We start from the raw sequence: 24,604 nt of genomic DNA on the forward strand, positions 1-24,604 counted from the left end.
ATGGAATTGTCTCCTGACATATCACTTAAGAAGTCCGAGCCGGGTCTTGGGACTCGATTCTGGATATTTCCTCAACCGCCATTTATCCTTGGATATGAGCAGCCGGATCGCGTCTTGCTGTCGATATTGCCTGACGAGATCAGTGATGGTCCTAGCGACATGTCGATGTATGTCGCGGATCCACTGTTCGACAAGGAGCCTTATCGTTTTGGTGGCTTGCCTCCGTACCGTGGTCCCCAACGACGGTCCGTCCAGTCGGGCCCGGATCGCCACTTTGATAGCCTCGACCCGAGATCACGCGATTATCTGGGCGCCCATGCCTATGCTTGCATTCATTTCGTTCTTGATGTCTGGCGCAATTATCTCGCACGACCAATGCATTGGTTCTTCTCTGATTTCTATCCGCGGCTCGAAATCGTTCCCCTTGTTCGGTGGAACAACGCGCAAGCGGGCTTTGGTTTCATCGAACTCGGTTACTCGGAAGTGGATGATGAGCAATCGCCCTATGCGCTAAACTTCGACACGATCGCGCATGAGATCGGCCATCTCATCACGCTCTCGCAGATGGGGCTTCCCGGCTCTCTTTCCCGTGACGCGGATTTTTTTCCTTTCTCCGAGGCCATCTCCGACAGCGTATCCCTGATCTCGTTCCTGCATTTCGATTCCGCCATCGAACGGCTGCTGCGCAGGACGAAGGGAAACCTCCTTCTCTACAACGAGCTCAACCGCTTTGCCGAGACAAGCCCGGAGACGCAGATCCGCCTTGCGACCAACTTCCGGCGCATGTCGGAAGTCACAAGCGAGGTTCATGACCGATCCTTGCCCTTTCTCGGTGCGATCTTCGATACGATCGTCGAACTCTACCACCGGGAGCTAGTCGCCAGCGGTTGCGCCGATCGCCGTCTTCTCTCCGTCAATCTTCGCGATCTGACGCAGGACGAGTTCGACTGGTTCCGGCAATCGACGGCGGCGGCGTTTCGGGACCGGCCGCTCTTCTTCAAGCTGGCTTTGACTAAGGCGAGGGATTCAGTGGGGGCGGCGATCGGCGCAGCACTTCACAGGCTGGATCCAGACACGATGCGCCTTGCGGACGCTGCGCTGGCAATCATCTCGGCGGCGGATTTATCGGCTGCCGCACAATTAGAGGAAAACTTTGCATGGCGTGAAATCCTCGGCTCGAGGTGAGCCAGAAAAGGAGAGGGGAAATGAGTTGCTGCTCTGAAAATCCGTTCATTGGAACAGGTAAAGTGCCATTCAATCCCAGTGAGGTCCGTCTCTATGGGCGAAATGAATTCTGTCCGCCCGGCAAAGAGGCTCATCCGCCTCAAGCGGCTCAAGCAAAACCACTTCGGGATGGCGAGTTTGAAGCGGGTTCGGACAAAATCAAGCTGAAAGTGGGCAATTGCTACATTCTGATCGATCCTGGCAAGGTCGAGATGGTCAGCATCGGCGTGATCTATGGCTATGCCTATGAGGGCCATTGCTACAAGCTGCCGAAGCCGCGGATCATGTATCTCCCGGTCAAGGCCACGCAGATACCCCACGACGACTGCGGGTGCGATTGCGGCTACTCGCCGGCGCTCGGCTATTCCGTCTGGTCATTGGACAAGCTCGAACGGGTGATCGCGCTGGACGTTCGCTCCGACGATATCAAGACGCTAATCCTTGATGAAAACCTGCCTGGCAACCGTTCGCCGCTGGCCTACGCGCAGACGCAATCGCTGGCGCCGCAGCGGCTTCGCGATTGAATCCATGGCAATGTCCGCGGATTGAGGCCGGAGGAGCCTCAATCCCCTGCGGACCTGGCTGGGTTAACACAGCATCACCTGCCACCTTGACCGGCTTCTTGAGGCGTGTATATTGTTGTGCGATATATGAACAAATATCAAATATCGCACAAATTTCTTGCCGTCGCGCCACCTGCGCCTTATGCCTGACGCTGGAGGGCGGGATCAGCAGTCTCCCGCCCATATGGCCAAGGAGAGATCCCGCATGGACAAGACAGTCGGGAGCACGGCGGCGGCCGTCTCTGAGATCGGTGACGGCGCGACCGTCATGATCGGTGGTTTCGGTGGCTCGGGTGCGCCGATCGAGCTCATTCATGCCTTGATCGACAAAGGCTCCAGGGGCCTGACGGTGATCAACAACAATGCCGGCAACGGCCGCATCGGCATCGCCGCAATGATCGACGCCGGCATGGTGCGGAAAATGATCTGCTCGTTCCCGCGGTCCTCGGATCCGCGCGCCTTCACCGATAAATATCTGGCCGGCGAAATCGAGCTCGAGCTGGTGCCGCAGGGAACGCTTGCCGAGCGCATCCGAGCCGGCGGAGCGGGCATTCCGGCCTTTTACACGCCGACCGGCTATGGCACGGAACTCGCCGAGGGCAAGGTCATCGCCGAATTCGACGGCCGCCATTATGTGCAGGAGCGCTGGCTGAAGGCGGATTTTGCGATCGTGAAGGCTGCAATCGGCGATATCCAGGGCAATCTCACCTACAACAAGGCCGGCCGCAACTTCAATCCGCTGATGTGCATGGCGGCGGCCAAGACCATCGTCCAGGTCTCGTCGATCGTGCCGACCGGGGGTATCGATCCCGAGCATGTGGTCACCCCCGGCATCTTTGTCGACCGCCTCGTCGAGATCGCCAATCCCCAGCAGGAAGAAGAGCTCATTCGAGCCGGAGTGGCCTACGTATGACCATCGACACTCGTGAAGACATCAAGCTTTCCAATGCGCAGATCGCCTGGCGCGCCGCGCAGGACATTGCCGACGGCGCCTATGTCAACCTCGGCATCGGCTTTCCCGAAATGGTCGCCCGCTATCAGCCGCCCGGCCGTCAGGCGATCTTCCACACGGAAAACGGCATCCTGAATTTCGGCGAGCCGCCGGCGGCCGGCGAGGAGGACTGGGATCTGATCAATGCCGGCAAGAAGGCGGTGACGCTGAAGCCAGGCGCGGCCTTCTTCCATCATGCCGATAGCTTCGCCATGGTGCGCGGCGGCCATCTCGACGTCGCGATCCTCGGTGCCTATCAGGTGGCTCAGAGCGGTGACCTCGCCAATTGGCGGGTGGGCAGCAAGGGCGTGCCGGCCGTCGGCGGCGCCATGGATCTCGTGCACGGCGCCAAGCAGGTCTGCGTCATTACCGAGCACGTCACCAAGACTGGCGAGCCGAAGCTCGTGGAGAAATGTGCCTTCCCGCTCACCGGCGTCGCCTGCATTACCCGCGTCTATACGAGCCATGCGGTCATCGACATCGTGAAGGGACGGTTCGTCCTGCGCGAGAAGCTTGCCGCGATGTCCGAGGAGGAATTGCAGGCGATGACAGGCGCGCCGCTACACGTCGAGGGGCCGGTTGCCGACCTCGTCGTCCCGAAACTCTGAGGAAAAGCCATGACCGAAGCCTTTATCTGCGACTACGTAAGAACGCCGATCGGTCGCTTTGCAGGGTCGCTGTCCCAGGTGCGTGCCGACGATCTCGGTGCAATCCCGCTGAAAGCGTTGATGCAACGCAACGGCGCCGTCGATTGGGAAGCGGTCGACGACGTGATCTTCGGCTGCGCCAATCAGGCTGGTGAGGACAACCGCAATGTGGCGCGCATGTCGACCCTGCTTGCCGGCCTGCCGGTCTCCGTGCCGGGCACGACGATCAACCGGCTCTGCGGCTCCGGCATGGATGCGGTGATCGCAGCCGCGCGTGCCATTCGCGCCGGCGAGGCCGAGCTGATGATCGCGGGCGGCGTCGAGAGTATGTCACGCGCGCCCTTCGTCATGCCAAAGGCTGAGACGGCCTTTTCTCGCGCTGCCGAAATCCACGACACGACGATTGGTTGGCGCTTCGTCAACCCGTTGATGAAGAAGCAGTACGGCGTCGATTCCATGCCGGAGACCGGCGAGAACGTCGCCGAGGATTACAAGGTCAGCCGCGAGGATCAGGATGCATTCGCGGTGCGGAGCCAGGCGAAGGCCGCTGCCGCGCAGGCGAGCGGGCGGCTGGCCAAGGAAATCACCCCGGTGATCATCCCGCAGCGCAAGGGCGATCCTGTCGTCGTGGAAAAAGACGAGCATCCGCGGGCGACGACGATCGAGACGCTGGCGAAACTCGCCACGCCTTTCAAGAAGGAGGGCGGCACGGTGACCGCAGGCAATGCCTCCGGCGTCAATGACGGGGCGGCGGCGCTGATTGTCGCGTCCGAAGCTGCGGCGCGCAAATATGGCCTGACGCCGATCGCCCGCATTCTCGGCGGTGCCGCCGCCGCCGTTCCGCCAAGGGTGATGGGGGTTGGGCCGATCCCGGCCTCGCGCAAGCTGATGGCAAGGCTCGGCATGACCGTGGAACAGTTCGACGTGATCGAACTCAACGAGGCCTTCGCCAGCCAGGGACTGGCGGTGTTGCGTGCGCTCGGCATTGCCGACGACGATGCGCGGGTAAACCGCAATGGCGGCGCGATCGCGCTCGGCCATCCGCTCGGCATGTCGGGCGCCCGCATCACCGGCACGGCGGCGTTGGAACTGCTGGAGATCGGCGGAAAATACTCGCTGTCGACCATGTGCATCGGCGTCGGGCAGGGGATCGCGGTCGCGCTCGAAAGGGTCTGAGGCTGCTTGAAAATTGCTATGCTTCTGGCGTACGCCGGGAGTTCTCGGCCGGTTGCGCGCCAGGCCCGGCTTCTGTAGAAATCGGCTATGCTGATCCGACCTGCAGACGAGAATGATCGAAGCGCCATCTGGAGGATCATCGGTCCGACGATCCGCGCCGGCGAAACCTATGCGCTCGATCGCGATCTCTCCGAAGCGGATGCGCTGGCCTACTGGATGGGGCCGGACCGCGAGACCTTCGTCGCCGAAGAGGATGGCGCGATCCTCGGCACATATTACATCAAGGCCAACCAGGCAGGCGGCGGCCGGCATGTCTGCAACTGCGGTTACATGACCGATGCTGCCGCCAGCGGCCGGGGCGTCGCTCGCTTGATGCACGAGCATTCCCTTGACCATGCCCGCTTGCGGGGCTTTCGCGCCATGCAGTTCAATTTCGTCGTCAGCAGCAATGAACGCGCGGTGGCGCTGTGGCAATCTCTCGGCTTCGATATCGTCGGCCGCCTTCCCGGCGTCTTCCTTCATCCGACGCAAGGTTATGTCGACGCGTTGGTGATGTTTCGCACTCTCTAAGTTTGACGAAAAAAGATGTGAATGCGCTGTCGAAATCGCGACGGCTCACACGTCTTGAGATCGCAGGCGCGAAATGCGGTAGGCTCGCCGCATGCGTCGCGATAACTCTGTCGGCATGGAGGTTATGAAGCCATGAGTGTTTCCTATCGTTGGGTCATCGTCGCTGCGGGCGCTTTGATGACATGCGTTGCGCTCGGCGCGATGTTCTCGCTGGCAATTTTCCAGGAGCCGATTGCAACGGCGACCGGCTGGTCGCATGTCGGTATCGCGAGCGCGATGACGCTGAACTTCATTGTCATGGGTTTCGGTGGCTTCTTCTGGGGCGCGGCAAGCGATCGCTTCGGCCCGCGCGTCGTCGTGCTGATAGGGTCCGTGCTGCTCGGCCTGGCACTGGTCCTGGCGAGCCGCGCCGAAACGCTGCTGCAGTTCCAGCTGACCTACGGCATCCTCGTGGGGCTCGCCGCCAGCACGTTTTTCGCGCCGATGATCGCGGCGACGACCGCCTGGTTTGACGAAAACCGCGGGCTTGCGGTGTCGCTCGTCTCTGCCGGCATGGGCGTTGCGCCGATGACCATCTCACCTTTCGCGCGCTGGCTGATCTCGGCCTATGAATGGCGGCCGGCCATGCTGATCATTGGCGTTGCGGCCTGGGTGTTGCTGGTGCCGGCCGCTCTACTGGTCAGGCGCCCGCCTGCCGAGACCGCCGATAGCGGAACCGAGTTCGCAGCCGACGGTGCCAGGCCGCAGCTGTCGAAAGTCTTCCGATCCCCGCAATTCATCGTGCTCGGCCTGACCTTCTTTGCCTGCTGCGCGGCGCATTCCGGGCCGATCTTTCACATGGTCAACTATGCGACGATCTGCGGCGTCGCACCGATGGCCGCCGTCAGCATCTACAGCGTCGAGGGCCTGGCTGGCCTCGGCGGCCGGCTGCTCTATGGCAGCCTTGCCGACAGGATCGGGGTGAAGCCGGTGCTGGTCGCCGGCCTGCTGGTGCAGGCGGCAGCGCTTGCGACCTATCTCTTCGTCAGCCGGCTCGGCGAATTCTATGCGCTCGCCATCGTCTTCGGCAGTGCCTATGGCGGTGTGATGCCGCTCTATGCCGTGCTGGCGCGGGAATATTTCGGGCCGCGCATCATCGGCACGGTGTTCGGTGCGGCGACGATGCTCTCCAGCCTCGGCATGGCCTTCGGCCCGCTCGTCGGCGGCTGGATATTCGACACTTTCGCCAATTATTCCTGGCTGTTCATCGGCTCCGCAATGGTCGGGCTGGGGGCTGCGGCGATCGCGCTCGCCTTTCCGCCTCTCACTCGCCAGAAGCCGCAGCCGGCCTTCGGCGTGGCGTCGTAGTGAGATCTGGCCGACGAGATCGGCGAGAACAGTCCCTCATCCGCCTGTCGCGACCGACCGGGGTCGAGACGAGTGGCTCGACCCTGGTAAGGTTAGGGTGAGGGGCCGCCATCCGCACGAACCAGACAGCTACGGCATCCCCCCGAAGACGCCAATCTCCCGCTTTCGTGCATTGCCCGTCATCGATTTCGGCTGATAGACTTCCCCAATCCGTTTTATCACCTATGTCCTTGGTTTTTCGGGAGGCAATCGTCGCCATGGTCGAACTCGCGCAATCGCTCGCATCCATCAAGCTGCCGGATCTCGCCGGCAAGGCGGTGCTGATCACCGGCGCCTCGACCGGCATCGGTGCGGCTCTCGCCCGCGCCTTCGCGGCTCAAAAAGCCAAGGTCGGCGTGCATTACAATGCTAGCCGCGAACCGGCGGAGAAGCTTGCAGACGAGATTCGGGCTGCCGGCGGCACCGTGCATCTGATCCAGGGCGACGTCTCGAGGGAAGGCGAGACCGAGCGTGTCGTCGAGGAGACGGCGAAAACCTTCGGCCATCTCGACGGGCTGATCAACAATGCCGGCGGCATGCTGGGGCGCAAGCCGACCTCGGAATATACCGACGCGCATTATGCCGCGGTCATGGACCTCAACGCCCGCTCGGTGCTGGCGGCAACGCGTGCGGCGCATCCCTGGCTGAAGAAGCAGGGCGGCTTCATCATCAACACCACCTCGATTGCCGCCCGCAATGGTGGCGGCAATGGTGCGATCCTCTATGCGGCGTCGAAGGGTTTCGTCTCGACGATCACGCGCGGCCATGCCAAGGAATTCGTCGCCGACAGGATTCGCGTCAATGCGGTGGCGCCGGGCGTTATCGCGACACCCTTCCACGAGCGTTATACCAATGACGAGCAAATGGAGTTGCAGCGCAAATCGATCCCGATGGGCTTCGTCGGCACATCAGAGGATTGCGTCGGCGCCTATCTCTTCCTCGCCTCGCCGACGCTGTCGGGTTACATCACCGGCCAGATTATCGAGGTCAACGGCGGACAGTTGATGCCTTAGTTTCCGCCTCCCGCGGAGATCTTCCCTTGCAAAGCAAGGGAACTTTCGTGCCGCCGTTACGTTTCCCGCATGGTCTTTTTATCGAGCGGGGCATTATGAGCTATTCATTTTCAGAACTCGACTTCCTCAAGCCTGAGCTCGGGGCGGAATATACGGGGTCGGGCACCCATTTCGCGGTATTCTCAGCGCATGCAGAACAGATTGAGCTCTGCCTCTTCTCGCCGGACGGCAAGAAGGAGGTCGCGCGGTTGCCGCTGCCGAAACGCGAGGGCGATATCTGGTCCGGCTATATCGCCGGCGTCACCCCGGGGACGGTCTACGGCTATCGCGCCCATGGTCCATACGATCCGAAAGCCGGTCATCGCTTCAATCCGAACAAGCTCTTGCTCGACCCCTATGCCAAGCAGGTGACGGGCGAGCTGAAATGGAACGACGCGCTGTTCGGCTACCAGATCGGCAAGGACGATCTTTCCTTCGACGAACGTGATAGCGCCCCCTTCATGGTCAAGGGCGTGGTGCAGGATCCGGATTTCGACTGGGCGGGTGAAGAAGCAATCCGCCGTCCCTGGCCCGACACGATCATCTACGAGGCGCATGTGCGCGGCCTGACGATGATGCACCCGAAGGTGCCCGACCGGCTGCGCGGCACCTTTCTCGGCATGTGCAGCGATCCGATCATCGATCACCTCGTCAAGCTCGGCATCTCGGCGATCGAGCTCTTGCCGATCCAGTATTTCCTCGACGATCGTTATCTCCTGGAAAACAACCTCAGCAATTACTGGGGTTACCAGACGCTCGGCTTCTTCGCGCCGCAATCGCGCTACATGTCCGGCGACAAGATCACCGAGATCAAGACCATGGTGAAGAAGTTCCATGCCGCCGGCATCGAAGTCATCATGGATGTCGTCTATAATCACACTGCCGAAGGCAGCGAGAAAGGCCCGACGCTCTCCTTCCGCGGGCTCGACAATGCCAGCTATTATACCCTCTCGCCCGACGATCCTCGCCACACCTTCGATACAACCGGCACCGGCAATACGCTGAATGCCGCCAATCCCATGGTGATGCGCATGGTGCTCGACAGCCTGCGCTATTGGGTCGGCGTCATGCATATCGACGGCTTCCGTTTCGACCTTGCCAGCACGCTCGGTCGCCAGGATATGGAATTCGACCGGCAGGGCCTGTTCTTCGGCGCCATCCGCCAGGATCCGATCCTTGCCGGTGTCAAGCTGATCGCCGAGCCCTGGGACGTGGGCGATGGCGGCTATCAGGTTGGCGGCTTTCCGCATCCCTTCCGTGAGTGGAACGACAAGTTTCGTGACGACGTCCGCCGCTTTTGGAAGGGCGACGACGGCATGGTGTCGGAGATCTCGCAGCGCATCACCGGCTCGGCGGTACAGTTCAACCACTCCGATCGCGGCGCGACATCATCGATCAATCTACTGTCGGCCCATGATGGCTTTACGCTGATGGACACGGTTTCCTTCAACGACAAGCACAATGACGCGAACGGCGAGGATAACAGGGACGGACATTCGGACAATCATTCGGACAATATGGGTGCCGAAGGAGTGACTGACAACGAGGACATCAACAGCCTTCGGGCACGCAGGCGCCGCAACATGATGGCGACGCTGATGCTCTCCCAGGGCGTTCCGATGATCCTTGCCGGCGATGAGGTAGGCAATAGTCAGGGCGGCAATAACAACGCCTATTGCCAGGACAACGAGATCGGCTGGACGGATTGGGCGGGGCTCGACGATCCCTTCCTTGATTTCTGCCGCCAGGCAGTCGCCTTCCGCAAGGCTCATCCGGTCCTCAGGCAGGAGCGGTTCCTGACAGGCGAGACCGCCGAGGACGGCCGCATCGAGATCGCCTGGTACAAGCCTGACGGCAATTTCATGGACGATGGGGCCTGGAACGACGACGGATTGCAGGTGCTTGGGGTCTATGTCTCGAGGAGCGTGAACGCACCGGACACCGAGACGATGGACGACCTCTTCCTCATCTTCAATGCCGGCGGCGACTGCGAGGTTCACCTGCCTGTGGTGAATGGGCTGAAACAGTGGTCGAGGGTTCTCGACACGGGGACGGAGACGGATGCCTTCGAGGTGCACGAGCCGGAGAATCCGGTCATCGTCTATGCTCAGAGCGTGGCGGTCTTCGCACCGAAGGGACAGACCGAGCCGCCGAAGGACGCGACCAAGGCCGAGCGCCGGCGGTGGTTCCAGTTCGGCCGCCGCAATAAGTAGCAGGTCCTCAACAGCATGAATGCCGAAGCCATCACCGAACTTGGCCTTATCTATGTCAGCGATACCGAACCAGGCATCCGCAGGCGAAGGAAAGGCAAGGGTTTCAGCTATGTCATGCCGGATGGCCGGACGCTTGTCGATGAATTGCAGCGGGCCCGCATCGGCGCGCTCGGTCTGCCGCCGGCCTATGAGAATGTCTGGATCTGCCTCTACGACAACGGCCATCTGCAGGCGACAGGCTTCGATGCGCGCGGGCGCAAGCAGTACCGCTACCACAAGGAATGGCAATCCTTCCGTAGTGCCGGGAAATTCCATCAGCTGATCGAGTTCGGCCGGGCGCTGCCTAAGATACGCCGCACCGTGCTGCGCCACCTCGACACCGGTGCGGAGGATGTCAACGGCGTGCTGGCGGCGTTGACGACGCTGCTCGATGAGGCGCATTTGCGCGTCGGCAACCAGGCCTATGTCCGGGAGAACGGCACCTATGGCGCAACGACGCTGCTGAAGCGCCACCTGAAGATCGTCGACGGACAGATCGAGTTGAAATTCCGCGCCAAGGGCGGCAAGCGCGTCCAGCGCAGTCTCAAACATCCCAGGCTGCAGAAGATCCTGGAGGAAATAGCCGATCTGCCCGGCCGCCAGCTTTTCGTCTGGAAGGATGACAGCGGAGCGCTGAAGCCGATCGATTCCGGCCGGCTGAACGCCTATCTGGCCGAGATATCGGGGATTCCCATTTCGGCGAAGACCTTCCGCACCTGGGCCGGATCGCTGGCGGCCTTCGGGGCGGCGCGCGAGGCGATTGTCGGCGGCGGCCGGCCGACAGTCAAACAGATGTCGGAAGCCGCGGCCGAGGCGCTGCACAACACACCGGCAATCTCGCGCTCGAGCTATATCCATCCGGCAATCATCGCGCTCGCCGGCAACGATCATCCGCTGATCGAGAGCGGCAACGAGCCGCTGCGGGGCTTGCGGGCCGAGGAAAACAGGCTACTTGATTTCCTCACACGCGAGATCGAAGAATGAGCCCCAGACATCCGCCGGCATCTGACGTATCGCTGACCCATCCCGACCGGCTTTACTGGCCGGATGAGGGCGTGACCAAGCAGGCGCTCGCGGATTATTATGCCGCGGTCTGGCCGTTCATGGCGCCTTATGTCGTCAACCGGCCTTTGGCGCTGCTGCGCCTGCCGGACGGGATAAAAAGCCACCAGCGGTTTTTTCAGAAACACGCCTGGAAGGGCATGAATCTGCATATCGAGGAGATCGCCGACCCCGAGGATGCTGCCGGCGAAAAGCTGCTGCGCATTGTCGATTTCAACGGGCTCGTGGCGCTGGTGCAATCGGCCGCGCTTGAAATTCATCCCTGGGGCACGACGACGGATCATTGGGAAAGGCCCGATATGATCACCATGGACCTCGATCCCGGCGAGGACGTTGCCTGGAGCGCGGTGATCGCGGCCGCATTTGACGTGAAGGCGCGGCTGGAAGCCCGTGGCCTTGCTGCCTTCGTCAAGACCTCGGGCGGCAAGGGGCTGCATGTGGTGACGCCGCTTGCGCCGAAGGCCGGCTGGGCCGAGGTGAAGGATTTCGCCCACTCGCTTGCCGAAAGCATGGCGGCCGACGCGCCGGACAAATATCTGGCGACTGCGACGAAGGCCAAACGCGGGGGGCATATCTATATCGATTATCTCCGCAACGGCCGCGGCAATACGGCGGTCGCGGCCTATTCGACGCGGGCGCGACCAGGGGCACCGGTTTCGATGCCGCTCGATTGGTCAGATTTGAACGACCTGAGCGGCCCGGCCGCTTTCACGCTCGGCAATGTGCCGCAGCGGCTGCAGGCCCGGTCGAAGGACCCCTGGCGCGATTTCTTCGATGCGGCCGCGCCGCTGGAATGACCTATCCCGCGCTGTCGAGCTCCGGGTAATGCCGGAAAATCCCTTCCTCGTTGAAGGCGAGGCGGCGAGGGGAGGCGAGATAGCGGGCGATATTCGGACGCTTCGCCACCGTATCATGTAGGGCCAGCAGGCGGGGATAGTCCGCCTTGCGGTTGGCCATGGCTTTCGGGAAGGCATAGGCCAGACCCTCGACCACCTGGAAGATCGACAGGTCGACATAGGTGAGCGCCTCGCCGACCATGTGGCCCGGGCCTTTCGGGTTCTGCCGCAGCACACGCTCGAAATAGCCGAGGAATTTCGGAATGCGTTCGCGGATGAAGGCGGCTGAGCGGGCTTTTGCTTCCGGCTTCTGGTCCTCGTAATAGAGCGACGTGTCGATCGGGTGATGCGTATCGTGCACTTCGGCGACGAAATCGGTGATCGTGAGCTGCAGGCCGTTGACGACATGGCGAAGGCCTTCGTCCTCAGGGGCAAGGCCGAGCTTCGGGCCGAGATAAAACAGGATGTTGGCGACATGCGGGATGATGAGGTCGCCATCCTTCAGGAAGGGCGGTGCGAAGGGAATATGCGCTTCGCTCTCGCTCTCCATGATCTCGAACATCGCCCCGGTACCGCGCCCGGGTTCACGGGTGATGTCGATATAGTCGGCGCCGGCTTCCTCCAGCGCCAACCGCATGAATTCACCGCGGCCTTGAATGCCGTCCCAATAATAAAGCTCGTATGGCATGGCTCTCAATCCTTCGGTTGACGACCGAGGTCTTTTCGCAGTTCGCCCTTGGCTTTTTCAAGGGTGCCGCGCTGCTTTTTCGTCGGCTGGTCGCCGGCGCGGTTGATGTAGAAGGTCAGCATCGACATGGCCGCGCGGAAGGGGCTCGACTTGCGGCGATCGCTCTCTTCGGCGGCCGAGCGGGCAATCTTCTTCGGATCGTCCGATTTGAACGCACCTTTCTTCAGGTCCATCGCATCGCTGTGTTCGGTGACGTCCTGCGACCATTTCTTCTTCGATTTGGCCATGTCAAAAACCTTTGCTGGATGCGGCCGGCGGCACGCCACCGCCTGTCGATCCTTCGTTGAGGGTCGGTTTGCAAAAGCATTGAACCGGTGCGGAGCTCAAAAGTTCCAGCCACGGTCAATGGCCTGCGAGGCCTGGATGCCGAACAAAGCCAGTTTTCAGGTTTCCGACGCGAATGCCTGCACAAGGCTGGATCTGGGTCGTCTTGAGGGTGACCCTTTCAAACCGGCAGGGGCGGTCGAGACATCCATAACCGGTGGGCATTCAGCGGTTTAAGCCGCCTACGGCTGTTGGGGCTGCTATTTCCGATAGGATTTTTGCGATGCAGCGAAGGCTCGGCCGATGTCGAAGGAGGGCGGCTGCACCGGCGCGGCGGGATCGCGGAAAACCAGCCCGACGAGGTTATCGATGACAAGGATGAACCCGAGCGCGAGACCAAGATAGAGCAGTGCGGCGATGACGAGGAGCGACATCTCCATCCCTCACACAATCGCGGTCGACGTGCTGCCGCCGACTGCGACAAGCGGGACGGAGAGGATAGCGGTATGGCCGTCGTTCATGGCAACTTCCCCGGTTTCGCCATAAACAGCCAGCGAAAGTTCTTGTTCCCGGTTATCGGGCGAGGGCTCAATTTTCTTAAGAAGCCTCAAAGCTTGCTGCGTCATCCGGCCTCTGTTCACCCCCGTGGAAGCCCACCTCTCAAATTCCATAAAGCACAACTAATTCAGGCATATGACAAACAGCATCAAAGGGCGCCGCGACGACGCCCTTTGTTTGATCGGCCTGCTCGGTATTTCGGTATTCAGGGCGCCGTCTTGCGGCTCGCAGTCCGTTTCGGCGCCGCTTTGACGACGCCGTTCGTCTTGCTGCCGGCGACGCTGCGCTTCGCCTTGGGCTTGATTTCCTTGCCGTCGGACGAGGCCGCAGAACCTTCGAGCGTCTCGCGCTCGTGTCGTGCCTGTTCCCAATGAATGGATTCTCGCCCTGTCGGATAACCCTCTTCTTCCCAGAGGGCGTATGCACGTTTTTTGATCCACTCGTCCCGAGTTTCTGTCATCGCTGATCTCCAGTCACATGATGCCGTCGTTCGAACGCGATACTGTCGGGATGGTTCCAGAGGAGGGGAACTCTTTCAAGCGAAATCGCCCTGCAACCGCAAATATTTCGCGTTGCAGCATGCCAGGGTTGAGAATTGGCAATCATCGGGGCTGAAACTCCGCCGCCTTGTGCAGATCTGACACGAAATCAAGGCGTAGCCGATGCTGCTGGGCCTCGTCGCGAATGCGCAAGAGATAGGAGGGGTGTATAGTGACCAGGACGGGCGGACGGTTTGCCGGATAGAGGATATGGCCGCGCTCCGGCGTCAGCTTCACTTTCGGCCCGAGCAGCGCATAGAGCGCGCTGGCGCCGAGGGTAACGACGAGTTTCGGCTTGATGATATTGAGTTCCGCGCCGAGCCACCAGGCGCAACGCCTGATCTCGCCGGCATCGGGTTTGGCATGCAGCCGCCGTTTGCCGCGCGGCGTGAACTTGAAGTGCTTGACGGCATTGGTGACATAGCAGCGCCGGCGGTCGAGCCCGGCCTCATCAAGGCAGCGATCGAGCAGCCGGCCGGCCGGGCCGACGAAGGGTCTGCCGGTCAGATCTTCCTGGTCGCCCGGCTGCTCGCCGACGAGGACGATCTCGGCCTTCCCGAGGCCTTCGCCGAAGACGATCTGCGTGGCATCCCTGTAAAGGTCACAGCGGGTGCAGCCTTCGGCCTGATGCCGGAGCTCGGCGATGCTTGCGGCGTCCGCGACTTCAAGCGCGAGGGCGGGACCGACGCTTGCGGCGATGTTCATGATGCGATCCTTATCTCCTCGGGACCAAATCGATCGCATAGGGAATTGTTCCCGCGGCGGAGCGGCTGACGCGGGCGGCAAAATGATCACGACGAAAAATTTCGCGCCATGAGAGAGCGGCAGTGCAATTGAACGCCGCCGTTTCGCGGCTATATTTGCCAGCGATGTTCTATCTCCTGTCGACCTACTGGCCGCATATCCTCTTTGTCGTTTCGATCGCCATGGGGGCCGCGGCGGCGATCCATGCCGCCATGACCAAGGAGGAGGTGCGCGCCGCGATCGGCTGGGTCGGCGTCATCATCCTGTCTCCGATCATCGGTGCGGTGCTCTATGCGATTGCCGGCATCAACCGCATCCGCCGGAAATCGTTGAGCATTCGCCGGGACGCGCTGCTGGCTGCGGCCGAAATCGACGAGTTGGAGACATTCGATGCCGAGGCCGAGACGGTGATCAGCCAGTTCGGCCGGCGTTTTGCGGCGCTGCAGACGTTGGGTGATCGGGTGACCCGCAATCCGCTGACCTCAGGCAATTCGATCGACATGCTCGAAACCGGCGATGAGGCCTATGCGGCGATGAAATCAAGCATCGACGAGGCGGCGCGCAGCATCCTGCTCGAAACCTATATCTTCGACCGCGATGTCATCGGCCTTCGCATCGCCGATGCGCTGATTGCGGCGGTCCGGCGGGGTGTCGAGGTGCGGGTGCTGATCGACGCGGTCGGTGCGCGTTATTCGGTGCCGAGCATTCTCGGCCATCTCCGCGAGGGCGGCGTCACCGTCGCCGTCTTCAACGGCAACGTCATCATGGGTTTGCGGCTGCCCTATGCCAATCTGCGCACCCACCGCAAGATCCTGATCGTCGACGGGAAGATCGCGCTGACGGGCGGAATGAACATCAGGGCGGGCTTCAGTGAGGAGGCGACGGGCGAGAGCTTTGCGCACGACACGCATTTCAGCGTCACCGGCCCTATCGTCGCCGACCTTTTCGACCTCGCCGCCGAAGACTGGCGCTTCTCCACGCAGGAATTGTTGAACGGCGAGGCCTGGCGCATCGAACCGACGCAGCGCAGCCCCGGCGATCCCATCCTGATGCGCGTCGTTGCCTCCGGGCCGGACCGCAGCGTTGAGACCAACCACAAGATGCTGATGGGCGCCTTTTCCGTGGCGCGCCAATCGATCCGCATCATGTCGCCCTATTTCCTGCCGGACCGCGAATTGATCAGCGCCCTGGTGACGGCGGCGCGGCGCGGCGTCGAAGTCGACGTCGTCGTGCCTGCGGTCAACAACCTCGTGCTGGTCGACCGGGCGATGACGGCGCAATTCGACCAGATCCTCAAGAATTACTGCCGCATCTGGCGCTCGACCGGCAGCTTCAGCCATTCGAAGCTTTTGACGATCGACGGCACCTGGGCCTATGTCGGTTCATCCAATCTCGACCCGCGCTCGCTGCGGCTGAATTTCGAGGTCGATCTCGAAGTGCTGAACGAGGGCTTTGCCGGCGAAATCGACGAGCATATCGAGGAAACCCTGAAATCGGCAACGCCGGTGACGCTGGACGGCTTAAGGGCACGACCCTTCCCGGTGCGGCTGCTCGAGAAGGTGCTGTGGCTGGGCTCCCCCTATCTCTGAAGGGATTATTTGCGCTCGGACGTGGCAAGTTCGGCTTGGCCGCCTATACTGCCGAGAGAAGCCTTTTTGATCAATGGAACAAGTGCGCCTGCCGATGCACGCCAGAAAACACAATCTTCCCGCCAGCATTCTCGCCTCGATCAGGAGCAGGAAAAAGCGGCTCGACCCGGCCTATACGGAGGCAAGGCCGCGCAGTGCCGGAACGCTGATTGCCTCCTATAACGTGCACAAGTGCGTCGGCACCGACCGCCGCTTCGATCCGGAGCGCACCAGCCGGGTGATCCATGAAATCGGCGCCGACGTCATCGCGCTGCAGGAGGCCGATACGCGCTTTGGTGAGCGCACCGGCCTTCTCGATCTCGGCCGGCTGGAGCGGGAGACGGGGCTGATCCCCGTGCCGGTTGCCGGCATGGCCAAGGCGCATGGCTGGCACGGCAATGTCGTGCTCTTCAAGAAGGGGCTGGTGCACGACGTGCATCAGGTCAAGCTGCCGGGGCTGGAGCCGCGCGGCGCCCTCGTCGCCGAGATCGAGCTCGAAGAGGGCGGGGTGCTGCGCATCATCGCCGCGCATTTCGGCCTGCTGCGCCATAACAGAGCCCAGCAGGCCCGGACGCTGGTCGAGCTCATCAACGACCGGCACGAGATGCCGACCATCCTGCTCGGCGACCTCAACGAATGGCGGCTCGGCGACCGCTCCTCGCTCAACACCTTCCAATCCGCCTTCGGCGAGCTGCCGCCCGCCGTCCCGAGTTTTCCCGCCGGCCTGCCGCTTCTGGCCCTCGACCGCATCATCGCCAACCGCAAGGGGATCATTTCGCAGGTGGAAGCGCATGATACGCCACTGGCGCGCATCGCCTCCGACCACCTGCCGATCAAGGCGCTGGTCGATCTGGAGCCGGTGGGCGGTTAAAAACGACGTCGACAGGGACGTCATCGGAGCGGCTCGATCGGCCGCCGAGTGCCTCTCACTTCGAGCGGAACAGACGCGTGAGACGGCGAAACCGCTGAGCCCACCATTGCGGATCGATCTTTTCCGATGAGGAAGGTGCGGTCAGTCGCTCAAGGCGAGGCAAGAGAAACGCAGCCCAATCGTCAAGATCGCTTTTGCTGAAATAAGGCAGCCAGACGTCGGTGGCAGCCTCCCATTGTCGTGGATTTGCTCGAACCAGATCGCCCAGCCTGACCAATACAGGTTGACCGTTGTCTCCGACGACTTCGATCTCCGGGTCGGGATCGGGCCTGGGCAGGTGCGCAATGATGTGCTCTTCCAAAGCCTTGCCGATTGCCCGATCCGCCTTGTCGAGGCGATAAAGTATTCTTGTGTCGCCGGCGGGGCCGGAGCTCTCGGTCATGTTGATCGTGAATTTGGCGCCCAAAACGCTGTTCGAATATTGGGATACCTGCAGCCAACAAACCCGTCCGCCCCGGGCAAAGCTGCACTTGCCGCCGAGTTGCGATTCCCAGCCGAGTTCCTGAAATCCCGAGGCCAGCAGCGAACGCATATGTCGATGAAAGTCTTTACTTTTCAGATAGTCGCGCATGTTTCGCTGCGTGTCCCTCAGGGGCGCTATTTCTCCTTGGAACATCTCATGGCATGCCCGAAGGCACAATGGACGCCTGCGTGGTTGCAAACGTCTATCAGCGCGAGCATCTGCAAATTTTAGAACCGAAAGGGATGGCGTCTGCGATCCTCGATCCGCCGCCGCGGTTGAAAGGTCGTGAGCCTGATGACGTCGAGCAAGATCTCGAATATTCGCTTGCACATCGCTCGCTCTCCTTTGCAATCATCTGGCCCCTCTTGCCCCCGACGTTCAAACGAGCTTATCGTCCTCTTCGAATGACTTGAGGTTATGGATGAAGCGCGGACGCTTGCCATTGACGGCTTTGCGGAGTTTCGAGGTCGCCGGCCGTCTCGAAAATTTCACGCTGGCGGCGCAGGAACTGTTCATCTCGCAGGCCGCAGTCAGCCGGCAGATCCGCGAGCTGGAAGCGCTGCTCGGCGAAGCGCTGTTCGAGCGCCGCCATCGCAGCGTCCATCTCACCGCCTCCGGGGCCAGGCTGCTCGCCATCCTGACATTATCCTTCGACCGCATCGACGAATGCCTGGAGGAGATCCGTGGCCGGCCGGCGACGGCTGCGGTGACGATCAGCGCGGAGCCTTCCTTCGCGGCCTGCTGGCTCGTTCCTCGCCTGCCGGAATTTCGCGAGAGGCATCCCGAGATCGACGTGACGATCGACTCCGATCCGCGCCTCGTCGAGTTCCGCAGCGGCCAGGCCGAGATCGCCATCCGCCACAGCGCCGTCGCCACTGCCTGGCCGAGGACGGAGAGCGAACACCTCGCCGATGTCAGGATGGTGCCGGTCGCAGCGCCTCCGCTGCTCAAGGCAGGGCCTGCGATCGACTGCCCAGAAGACATGCTCCGTCATACGCTGTTGCATGAGGAGACCCGCGACGTGTGGTTCCGCTGGTTCCAGACGGCAGGCACCGCCATGCCGGAAACCGCGCGGGGGCCGGTCTATGCCGATAGCGGGCTGGTCATGCAGGCCGTCCTGCGCGGGCAGGGCATAGCGCTGATGGACGATATCTTCGCCGAGGAAGAGATCAGGGCGGGCCGATTGCTTCGCCTCTTCGATCTCGCCATTCCCCTCGGCGCTTACTGGCTCGTCGCGCGCAGCTTCGAGCGGCTCACGCCGGCGGCCTTGCTCTTCGTCCGCTGGATCAGGTCTCGGATCGAAGGATAGTGAAGACATTCGATGGGCTGAACGAATATTCCATGCCGTTCTACTTGAACGCCGCCAATCCGGACAACGGGTAAATTATACGCCCGAGTCGCAGCCGTCAGGGAGGGCTTAACTTTCAGCCTCCCGCCACCAACGAAGATCCTTCTGGCTACTTTTCCGTGAAGGCTCGGAGTAAGGACGGGAGTGAGACCGCGGTCCACCGGTAGCCGAACGATTTCGCGTTCGATCATCGCATCGGCCACAACATGGTGGCCGACGCGTTGCGGCAGACGGGTCACGCGCCGCAGATCTCCGGTAGGCGATCGTTATTCTTCGGAATCGCCGCCCGAGTCATCGCCGCCGTCATCGCCATCGTCACCGGCATCGTCGTCGCCTTCATCCTCGGAACTGTCGTCGCTCGTCTCCTCGTCGCTGGAAGATTCTTCCTGCGTCATTGCTTCCTCGACGGTTGTCTCTTCGCTTTCGTAGGAGGACTCGATTGTCTGTGTTTCCTCGGACACATATTCGGAATAGGAGAAAGACGTCTCCGATGTGTCGCTCTCCCAGCTCGAAACTTCCGTGACCGAGATGGCCTCGTTGTACTCCTCAAGTGTGATGACGGCGGCGACAGCCACCGGCGCACCATCCCGAAGCACGGCAAAGGCGATATCGGATTTGCCCGCTTTCAGGTCACGGCTGACGGCAATGTCGACGTCGACAGGTTTGTGAACCTTGTGTCCGTGAACCTCAGACAGCACATCGCCCGGCTTGATTCCCTGCTTGTCGGCAATGCCGCCCTTCTTGACCGAGAGCACCAGTACGCCGTGTTCGCCCTTGGCAAGCTTGAACTTCTTTATGACCGCCTTGTTGACGGGCAACAGCAGTGCATCGAGCGCCTTGGAAAGCTGAGGCGAAGGAAGCCCATGCGTCGGCGGCGCCGCGGCATAGGCGGCGGAATATCCGGTCAATGGTGATGTAATGTTGGCAATGATAAGCAATGCGCGTAGTGCGTTATATGGGGTCTTCAACGCTTTTTTCTCCACCGGTGCGTGCTGGCTTTGCATAGAGTGCGAGAAATAGCAGTCTATTTTTAATATATCTCTAATTCGTTGGACGAGCGTAAGATGATCCTCCCGCGCATGCGTGTTCGATAAACTGCACCGGCGATTTATGATCATAGAAGCACCCGAAGACGCGATTCAGTTATTGATCACCAGTCCCTGAGTCCGGCCAGGGCGACGCCGATTGGCATCATCTCACGTCGCAAAACACCCCTTGACGCTCTCCCATCTTTGAGAAATGCTAAGATGTCAGACCAATTTCAGGGTCGGTTGCCTGAGAAGAAAATGGGGAACCATGAAGGCAAATCGTAGCGACAGGCCGGTGATCCGGCCGCTTCCGGTCATGGACCGCGCGCGTCAGGTGACCGATGCGCTGGCGGATTATGTCGAGGAGGCACGGTTGCAGGCGGGTGACCGTCTGCCGGCCGAGCGCGAGCTGATGGCGGCGCTGGCCGTCGGCCGCTCGACCATTCGCGAGGCGATCCGCCATTTTCAGGCGCTCGGCGTCATCGAGACGCGCAAGGGCAGCGGCACCTATCTGTTGAAGCCGGTGTCCAGGGCGACCATCCATATGCCGCTGTCGTTCGACGCGGTGCATCTGCGCGACGCGTTGCTGCAGACGCTGGAGGTTCGCCGCGGCATCGAATGCGAGGCGGGCATGGTCGCCGCCCGGCGGCGCACCGCTGGGGATCTCGTCGTCATCGAGGAGAAGCTCAACGAGATGGAGCGGGTGCACTTGGAGAAGGGCACATCCGGGCCGGAGGATCTGGCCTTCCATCTCGCCGTTTACGACGCCACCCACAATCCGCTGTTTCGCCAGCTTCTCGAGCAGATGCGCGAGACCTTCGAGCGCTTCTGGGAACACCCCTTCGACCGGCAGGATTTTGCCCGCCGGTCCTTTCCCTTTCACCGCACGCTTTTCGACGCGATCGCTGCCGGGGATGCCGAGGCGGCGCGGGCGGAAACATTGAAAATTCTCGATATCGTCGAGGAAGACATCAAGGAAATGTCCAAATGAGCAACGGCGCAGACCCGTTCGATCTTGCTTCCATCATCACCGCCCACGACGAGGGCAACTTCGCCGACGCCGTCGTGCCGCCGATTTTCCAGACCTCGCTTTTCACCTTTTCCGATTATGACGAGATGATCGCCGCCTATCGCGGTGAGAAGGTGCGCCCGACCTATACGCGCGGGCTGAATCCGACGGTGCGCGCTTTCGAGGAAATGCTGGCCAAGCTCGAAGGTGCTGAGGATGCGCTGGGCTTTGCGAGCGGCATGGCGGCGATCTCGTCGGCGGTCCTGAGCTTCGTCGAACCGGGCGACCGCATCGTCGCCGTCCGACACGTCTATCCCGATGCCTTCCGCCTGTTCGGCACCATCCTGAAGCGGATGAAGATCGGGGTGACCTATGTCGACGGCCGCGACGAGGAAGCGGTCGCCAGGGCGCTGCCCGGCGCCAAGCTCCTGTACCTGGAAAGCCCGACGAGCTGGGTGATGGAGGCGCATGATGTCGGTGCGCTCGCAGCACTCGCCAAGCGGCACGGCGTCGTCTCGATGATCGACAACAGCTGGGCAAGCCCGTTCTTCCAGCGGCCGTTGACGCTCGGCGTCGATCTCGTCATCCATTCCGCCTCGAAATATCTGGGCGGCCACAGCGATGTGGTGGCAGGGATCGTCGCCGGCTCGCAGGCGATGATTGCGCGTGTCAAGGCCGAGGCCTATCCTTATCTCGGCGGCAAGCTTTCGCCGTTCGACGCCTGGCTGCTGATCCGCGGCCTGCGAACGCTGCCGCTGCGCATGCGGGCCCACGAGGCATCGGCGCTTGAAATCGCCAGGCGCCTGCAGAGGCTCGACGTGGTGGAGACGGTCTGCCACCCGGGACTTGCCAACCGTCCGCCCGCCGGCCTCAACGGCACCTCGGGCCTGTTTTCGTTCATCTTCCGCGAAGGCGTCGATATCCGCACCTTCGCCGATCACCTCAAGCTTTTCAAACTGGGAGTGAGCTGGGGTGGGCATGAAAGCCTGATCGTACCGGGCGAGGTGGTGCTCCAGCAGAAGGCACAACCGAATTCCGCGCATGCCTTCGGCATCCATGCCCGATCCGTACGCCTCCATGTCGGCCTCGAAGGAACCGAGGCGCTGTGGAGAGACATCGAGGAGGCGCTCGCCGCCGCCTCATTATCCTGAAACCCGAGAGAAACCTAACAAGGGGGAACTGAGCCATGAAAAAACTAATAATCTCAACGCTCTTTGCTTCGATGATGGCGGGCACGGCCTTTGCCGATACGACGCTCAAGCTCGTCGAAGTCATCACCAGCCCGGAGCGCACCGAAACGCTGAAATCGATCGTCGGCAAGTTCGAAGCCGCCAATCCCGGCACCAAGGTCGACATCATCTCGCTGCCCTGGAACGAAGCCTTCCAGAAGTTCGCCACCATGGTGTCGGCCGGCGACGTGCCCGATGTGATGGAGATGCCCGATACCTGGCTGTCGCTCTATGCCAATAACGGCATGCTCGAGAGCCTCGAGCCCTACCTCGAAAAGTGGGAGCACACCAAAGAGCTGACGCCGCGTGCGCTCGAACTCGGCCGCGACGTCAAGAACACCGCCTATATGCTGCCCTACGGCTTCTATCTCAGGGCGATGTTCTACAACAAGAAACTGCTTTCGGAAGCCGGTGTGGCCGCGCCGCCGAAGACGCTGGAGGAATTCACCGCCGCGTCCGAAAAAGTCTCCAAACTCTCCGGCAAATACGGTTACTGCATGCGCGGCGGAGCGGGCGGCCTCAACGGCTGGATGATCTTTGCCGCCTCGATGGCCGGGTCGAACAAGTATTTCAACGAGGACGGCACCTCGACGATGAACAGCCCCGGCTGGGCCAAGGGCATCGAATGGATGGTCGATCTCTACAAGAAAGGCTACGCGCCGAAGGACAGCGTCAACTGGGGCTTCAACGAAGTCGTCGCCGGCTTCTATTCCGGCACCTGCGCCTTCCTCGACCAGGATCCGGATGCGCTGATCGCCATTGCCGAGCGCATGAAAAAAGAAGATTTCGGCGTCATGCCGTTGCCCAAGGGTCCCGACGGCAAGTCCTTCCCGACGATCGGCTATGGCGGCTGGTCAATGTTTTCGACCAGCGGCAACAAGGATCTCTCCTGGAAGCTGATCGCCACCCTCGAAGGGCCGGAAGGCAACATCGAGTGGAACAAGCGCATCGGCGCCCTGCCGGCCTATACGGCGGCCGAGAAGGATCCCTTCTATGCCGGTGACCAGTTCAAGGGCTGGTTCGAGGAACTGGCGGATCCGAACACGGTACCGACGGTCATGCCGACCTATCTGGAAGAGTTCGCCTTCTTCAAGGATTCGCTGGCGATCAAGACTTCGCAGCAGGCGCTACTCGGCGATATCTCGGCAAAGGATCTGGCCGATCAGTGGGCGGATTATCTGACCAAGGCGCAGCAGAAGTTCTTGTCGAAAAAATAATGGTTAGAGAGCTTTGAGATAGAGGCCCCTCATCCGCGTGCTGCCACCTTCTCCCCGCTGGGGAGAAGGGAATATGCCGCAACGTTTCTTTTCCCCTTCTCCCCAGCGGGGAGAAGGTGGCCCGAAGGGTCGGATGGGGCTCCGATCCATTCAAAAGCGCCACAAATTCTCAATCGCGTAAGACAATGGAAACTGCAATCCGATGACCATTTCCGCCGATACGCTCGACATGCGTCGCGACCGCAGGCCATGGCTGCGTCGTTTTGCCGATGCCTCGGAGCCCTATCTCTACAGCGCGCCGTCGCTGATCCTGATCGTCGCGGTCATGCTGGTGCCGCTGACGGTCGGGATTTCCTATGCCTTCCGCGATATCCAGCTGCTCAATCCGTTTTCCGGCGGCTTCGTCGGGCTCGATCATTTCCGCGAGCTTGCCGGGGATGCGGCCTTCTATGGGGCGCTGCGGAATACGCTCTGGTGGACCGGGGCCTCCGTCGTGCTGCAGTTCGCCTTCGGGCTGATCCTGGCGCTGCTGCTCGACAAGCCGTTCCCGGGCCGGGCGATCGCGCAGGCATTGGTCTTCCTGCCCTGGGCCGTGCCGTCCTTTCTCGCCGGCCTGAACTGGGCCTGGCTGTTCAATCCCGTCATCGGGCCGATCCCGCACTGGCTCTTCGGGCTCGGTCTGATGCATGAGCCGGGCAATATTCTTTCCGATCCCGATTATGCGATGTGGGGGCCGATCGCCGCCAATGTCTGGTGGGGCATCCCCTTCTTCGCCATCACGCTGCTTGCGGCCCTGCAGGCGATCCCGCGCGATCTCTATGAGGCGGCCTCGATCGACGGCGCCGGCTGGTTCCAGCGCTTCCGCTCGATCACCCTGCCGTTCCTGGCGCCGACCATCGCCATCACCGTGCTCCTGCGCACCGTCTGGATTTCCAATTTCGCCGATCTCATCGTCGTCATGACCAATGGCGGGCCGGCCGACCGGACGCAGATCGTCGCCAGCTATATCTTCACCACGGCGTTCAAGCGGCTTGATTTCGGCTATGCCTCGGCGATTGCGCTGGTACTGCTGGTGCTGCTGCTTGCCTATTCGATGCTGATCATCCTGCTGCGGCAGACGCTGCTGAACAAGGATTGAG

At 61.5% G+C, this 24,604-nt stretch carries 27 protein-coding genes; 19 read left to right on the plus strand and 8 right to left on the minus strand.

The features are described from left to right. The 11 genes from QMO82_RS31230 to ligD all read left to right on the plus strand — a co-directional run bounded on the left by QMO82_RS31230 (window position 1) and on the right by ligD (window position 11,720). Entirely contained in the window at window positions 1-1,185 is a 1,185-nt protein-coding gene (locus QMO82_RS31230; protein ID WP_183608973.1) for a hypothetical protein, read from the plus strand. Window positions 1,186-1,205: 20 nt separating this feature from the next. Next, window positions 1,206-1,748 (plus strand): hypothetical protein, encoded by a 543-nt coding sequence (locus QMO82_RS31235; RefSeq protein WP_246718349.1) that lies wholly within the window; start codon window positions 1,206-1,208, stop codon window positions 1,746-1,748. Between the two features lie 244 nt (window positions 1,749-1,992). Beyond that, window positions 1,993-2,700, plus strand: a complete 708-nt coding sequence (locus QMO82_RS31240) for a 3-oxoacid CoA-transferase subunit A (RefSeq protein WP_183608974.1) — start codon at window positions 1,993-1,995, stop codon at window positions 2,698-2,700. Further along, window positions 2,697-3,386, plus strand: a complete 690-nt coding sequence (locus QMO82_RS31245; RefSeq protein ID WP_183608975.1) for a 3-oxoacid CoA-transferase subunit B — start codon at window positions 2,697-2,699, stop codon at window positions 3,384-3,386. The genes QMO82_RS31240 and QMO82_RS31245 overlap by 4 nt, the downstream gene beginning before the upstream one ends. A 9-nt stretch (window positions 3,387-3,395) precedes the next feature. Next, window positions 3,396-4,601 (plus strand): 3-oxoadipyl-CoA thiolase, encoded by a 1,206-nt coding sequence (gene pcaF, locus QMO82_RS31250; protein ID WP_183608976.1) that lies wholly within the window; start codon window positions 3,396-3,398, stop codon window positions 4,599-4,601. A gap of 87 nt (window positions 4,602-4,688) precedes the next feature. Then, the gene (locus QMO82_RS31255; RefSeq protein WP_183608977.1) at window positions 4,689-5,171 is read left to right on the plus strand and encodes a GNAT family N-acetyltransferase; all 483 of its coding nucleotides are present in this window, start codon (window positions 4,689-4,691) and stop codon (window positions 5,169-5,171) included. A gap of 132 nt (window positions 5,172-5,303) precedes the next feature. Next, a complete protein-coding gene (locus QMO82_RS31260) occupies window positions 5,304-6,518 on the plus strand; it encodes an MFS transporter (protein WP_183608978.1) in 1,215 nt (404 codons plus the stop codon). A 257-nt stretch (window positions 6,519-6,775) separates the two neighbouring features. Further along, on the plus strand, window positions 6,776-7,570 hold the full coding sequence (locus QMO82_RS31265) for an SDR family NAD(P)-dependent oxidoreductase (protein ID WP_183608979.1): 795 nt from the start codon (window positions 6,776-6,778) through the stop codon (window positions 7,568-7,570). A 95-nt stretch (window positions 7,571-7,665) separates the two neighbouring features. Next, window positions 7,666-9,822: a glycogen debranching protein GlgX gene (gene glgX, locus QMO82_RS31270; protein WP_183608980.1), complete on the plus strand. Its 2,157-nt coding sequence runs from the start codon at window positions 7,666-7,668 to the stop codon at window positions 9,820-9,822. A 15-nt stretch (window positions 9,823-9,837) separates the two neighbouring features. Continuing rightward, a complete protein-coding gene (locus tag QMO82_RS31275) occupies window positions 9,838-10,845 on the plus strand; it encodes a DNA topoisomerase IB (RefSeq protein ID WP_183608981.1) in 1,008 nt (335 codons plus the stop codon). Then, window positions 10,842-11,720 carry a non-homologous end-joining DNA ligase gene (gene ligD, locus QMO82_RS31280; RefSeq protein ID WP_183608982.1) on the plus strand — a complete coding sequence of 293 codons (879 nt, stop codon included), beginning with the start codon at window positions 10,842-10,844 and terminating at the stop codon, window positions 11,718-11,720. The genes QMO82_RS31275 and ligD overlap by 4 nt, the downstream gene beginning before the upstream one ends. Window position 11,721: 1 nt before the next feature. Here the strand turns inward: ligD and QMO82_RS31285 are convergent, their stop codons facing one another. The 6 genes from QMO82_RS31285 to QMO82_RS31310 form a co-directional block, all read right to left on the minus strand. Next, complete coding sequence (locus QMO82_RS31285; RefSeq protein WP_183608983.1) at window positions 11,722-12,447, minus strand: glutathione S-transferase; 726 nt, start codon at window positions 12,445-12,447, stop codon at window positions 11,722-11,724. Between the two features lie 5 nt (window positions 12,448-12,452). Continuing rightward, complete coding sequence (locus QMO82_RS31290) at window positions 12,453-12,734, minus strand: DUF3175 domain-containing protein (RefSeq protein ID WP_183608984.1); 282 nt, start codon at window positions 12,732-12,734, stop codon at window positions 12,453-12,455. A gap of 297 nt (window positions 12,735-13,031) precedes the next feature. After that, window positions 13,032-13,205, minus strand: a complete 174-nt coding sequence (locus QMO82_RS31295; protein WP_183608985.1) for a hypothetical protein — start codon at window positions 13,203-13,205, stop codon at window positions 13,032-13,034. Window positions 13,206-13,214: 9 nt separating this feature from the next. Next, window positions 13,215-13,397: a hypothetical protein gene (locus tag QMO82_RS31300; protein WP_183608986.1), complete on the minus strand. Its 183-nt coding sequence runs from the start codon at window positions 13,395-13,397 to the stop codon at window positions 13,215-13,217. Window positions 13,398-13,534: 137 nt separating this feature from the next. Beyond that, window positions 13,535-13,789: a DUF2934 domain-containing protein gene (locus QMO82_RS31305; protein ID WP_097616413.1), complete on the minus strand. Its 255-nt coding sequence runs from the start codon at window positions 13,787-13,789 to the stop codon at window positions 13,535-13,537. A 142-nt stretch (window positions 13,790-13,931) separates the two neighbouring features. Further along, on the minus strand, window positions 13,932-14,573 hold the full coding sequence (locus QMO82_RS31310) for a UdgX family uracil-DNA binding protein (RefSeq protein WP_183608987.1): 642 nt from the start codon (window positions 14,571-14,573) through the stop codon (window positions 13,932-13,934). Between the two features lie 164 nt (window positions 14,574-14,737). On the opposite strand from QMO82_RS31310, the gene QMO82_RS31315 reads away from it, so the two are divergent. Both QMO82_RS31315 and QMO82_RS31320 read left to right on the plus strand, forming a co-directional pair. Beyond that, window positions 14,738-16,201, plus strand: a complete 1,464-nt coding sequence (locus tag QMO82_RS31315; RefSeq protein ID WP_183609076.1) for a phosphatidylserine/phosphatidylglycerophosphate/cardiolipin synthase family protein — start codon at window positions 14,738-14,740, stop codon at window positions 16,199-16,201. Window positions 16,202-16,295: 94 nt separating this feature from the next. Further along, window positions 16,296-17,111 carry an endonuclease/exonuclease/phosphatase family protein gene (locus QMO82_RS31320; RefSeq protein ID WP_183609077.1) on the plus strand — a complete coding sequence of 272 codons (816 nt, stop codon included), beginning with the start codon at window positions 16,296-16,298 and terminating at the stop codon, window positions 17,109-17,111. A gap of 55 nt (window positions 17,112-17,166) precedes the next feature. Here QMO82_RS31320 and QMO82_RS31325 read toward each other — a convergent pair whose 3' ends face one another. Continuing rightward, window positions 17,167-17,742, minus strand: a complete 576-nt coding sequence (locus QMO82_RS31325; RefSeq protein WP_183608988.1) for a hypothetical protein — start codon at window positions 17,740-17,742, stop codon at window positions 17,167-17,169. A gap of 53 nt (window positions 17,743-17,795) precedes the next feature. Here QMO82_RS31325 and QMO82_RS31330 point away from each other — a divergent pair, with 53 nt between their 5' ends. Both QMO82_RS31330 and QMO82_RS31335 read left to right on the plus strand, forming a co-directional pair. Next, on the plus strand, window positions 17,796-18,047 hold the full coding sequence (locus tag QMO82_RS31330) for a hypothetical protein (protein ID WP_183608989.1): 252 nt from the start codon (window positions 17,796-17,798) through the stop codon (window positions 18,045-18,047). An 8-nt stretch (window positions 18,048-18,055) separates the two neighbouring features. Beyond that, the gene (locus QMO82_RS31335; protein ID WP_183608990.1) at window positions 18,056-18,943 is read left to right on the plus strand and encodes a LysR substrate-binding domain-containing protein; all 888 of its coding nucleotides are present in this window, start codon (window positions 18,056-18,058) and stop codon (window positions 18,941-18,943) included. A 305-nt stretch (window positions 18,944-19,248) separates the two neighbouring features. Here the strand turns inward: QMO82_RS31335 and QMO82_RS31340 are convergent, their stop codons facing one another. Then, window positions 19,249-19,950, minus strand: coding sequence for a PDZ domain-containing protein (locus QMO82_RS31340; RefSeq protein ID WP_183608991.1), 702 nt, complete (start codon window positions 19,948-19,950; stop codon window positions 19,249-19,251). 328 nt (window positions 19,951-20,278) lie between these two features. On the opposite strand from QMO82_RS31340, the gene QMO82_RS31345 reads away from it, so the two are divergent. From QMO82_RS31345 to QMO82_RS31360, 4 genes are all read left to right on the plus strand, one after another. Continuing rightward, window positions 20,279-21,001, plus strand: a complete 723-nt coding sequence (locus QMO82_RS31345; RefSeq protein ID WP_183608992.1) for a FadR/GntR family transcriptional regulator — start codon at window positions 20,279-20,281, stop codon at window positions 20,999-21,001. Beyond that, window positions 20,998-22,170, plus strand: coding sequence for a PLP-dependent transferase (locus QMO82_RS31350; RefSeq protein ID WP_183608993.1), 1,173 nt, complete (start codon window positions 20,998-21,000; stop codon window positions 22,168-22,170). The genes QMO82_RS31345 and QMO82_RS31350 overlap by 4 nt, the downstream gene beginning before the upstream one ends. Window positions 22,171-22,205: 35 nt before the next feature. Next, window positions 22,206-23,465 carry a sugar ABC transporter substrate-binding protein gene (locus QMO82_RS31355; protein ID WP_071091323.1) on the plus strand — a complete coding sequence of 420 codons (1,260 nt, stop codon included), beginning with the start codon at window positions 22,206-22,208 and terminating at the stop codon, window positions 23,463-23,465. 202 nt (window positions 23,466-23,667) lie between these two features. Beyond that, window positions 23,668-24,603 carry a carbohydrate ABC transporter permease gene (locus QMO82_RS31360; protein ID WP_183608994.1) on the plus strand — a complete coding sequence of 312 codons (936 nt, stop codon included), beginning with the start codon at window positions 23,668-23,670 and terminating at the stop codon, window positions 24,601-24,603. Window position 24,604 lies beyond the last annotated feature (1 nt).

The organism is Rhizobium sp. BT04 (genome assembly GCF_030053135.1).
Taxonomy (GTDB): Bacteria; Pseudomonadota; Alphaproteobacteria; order Rhizobiales; family Rhizobiaceae; genus Rhizobium; species Rhizobium binxianense.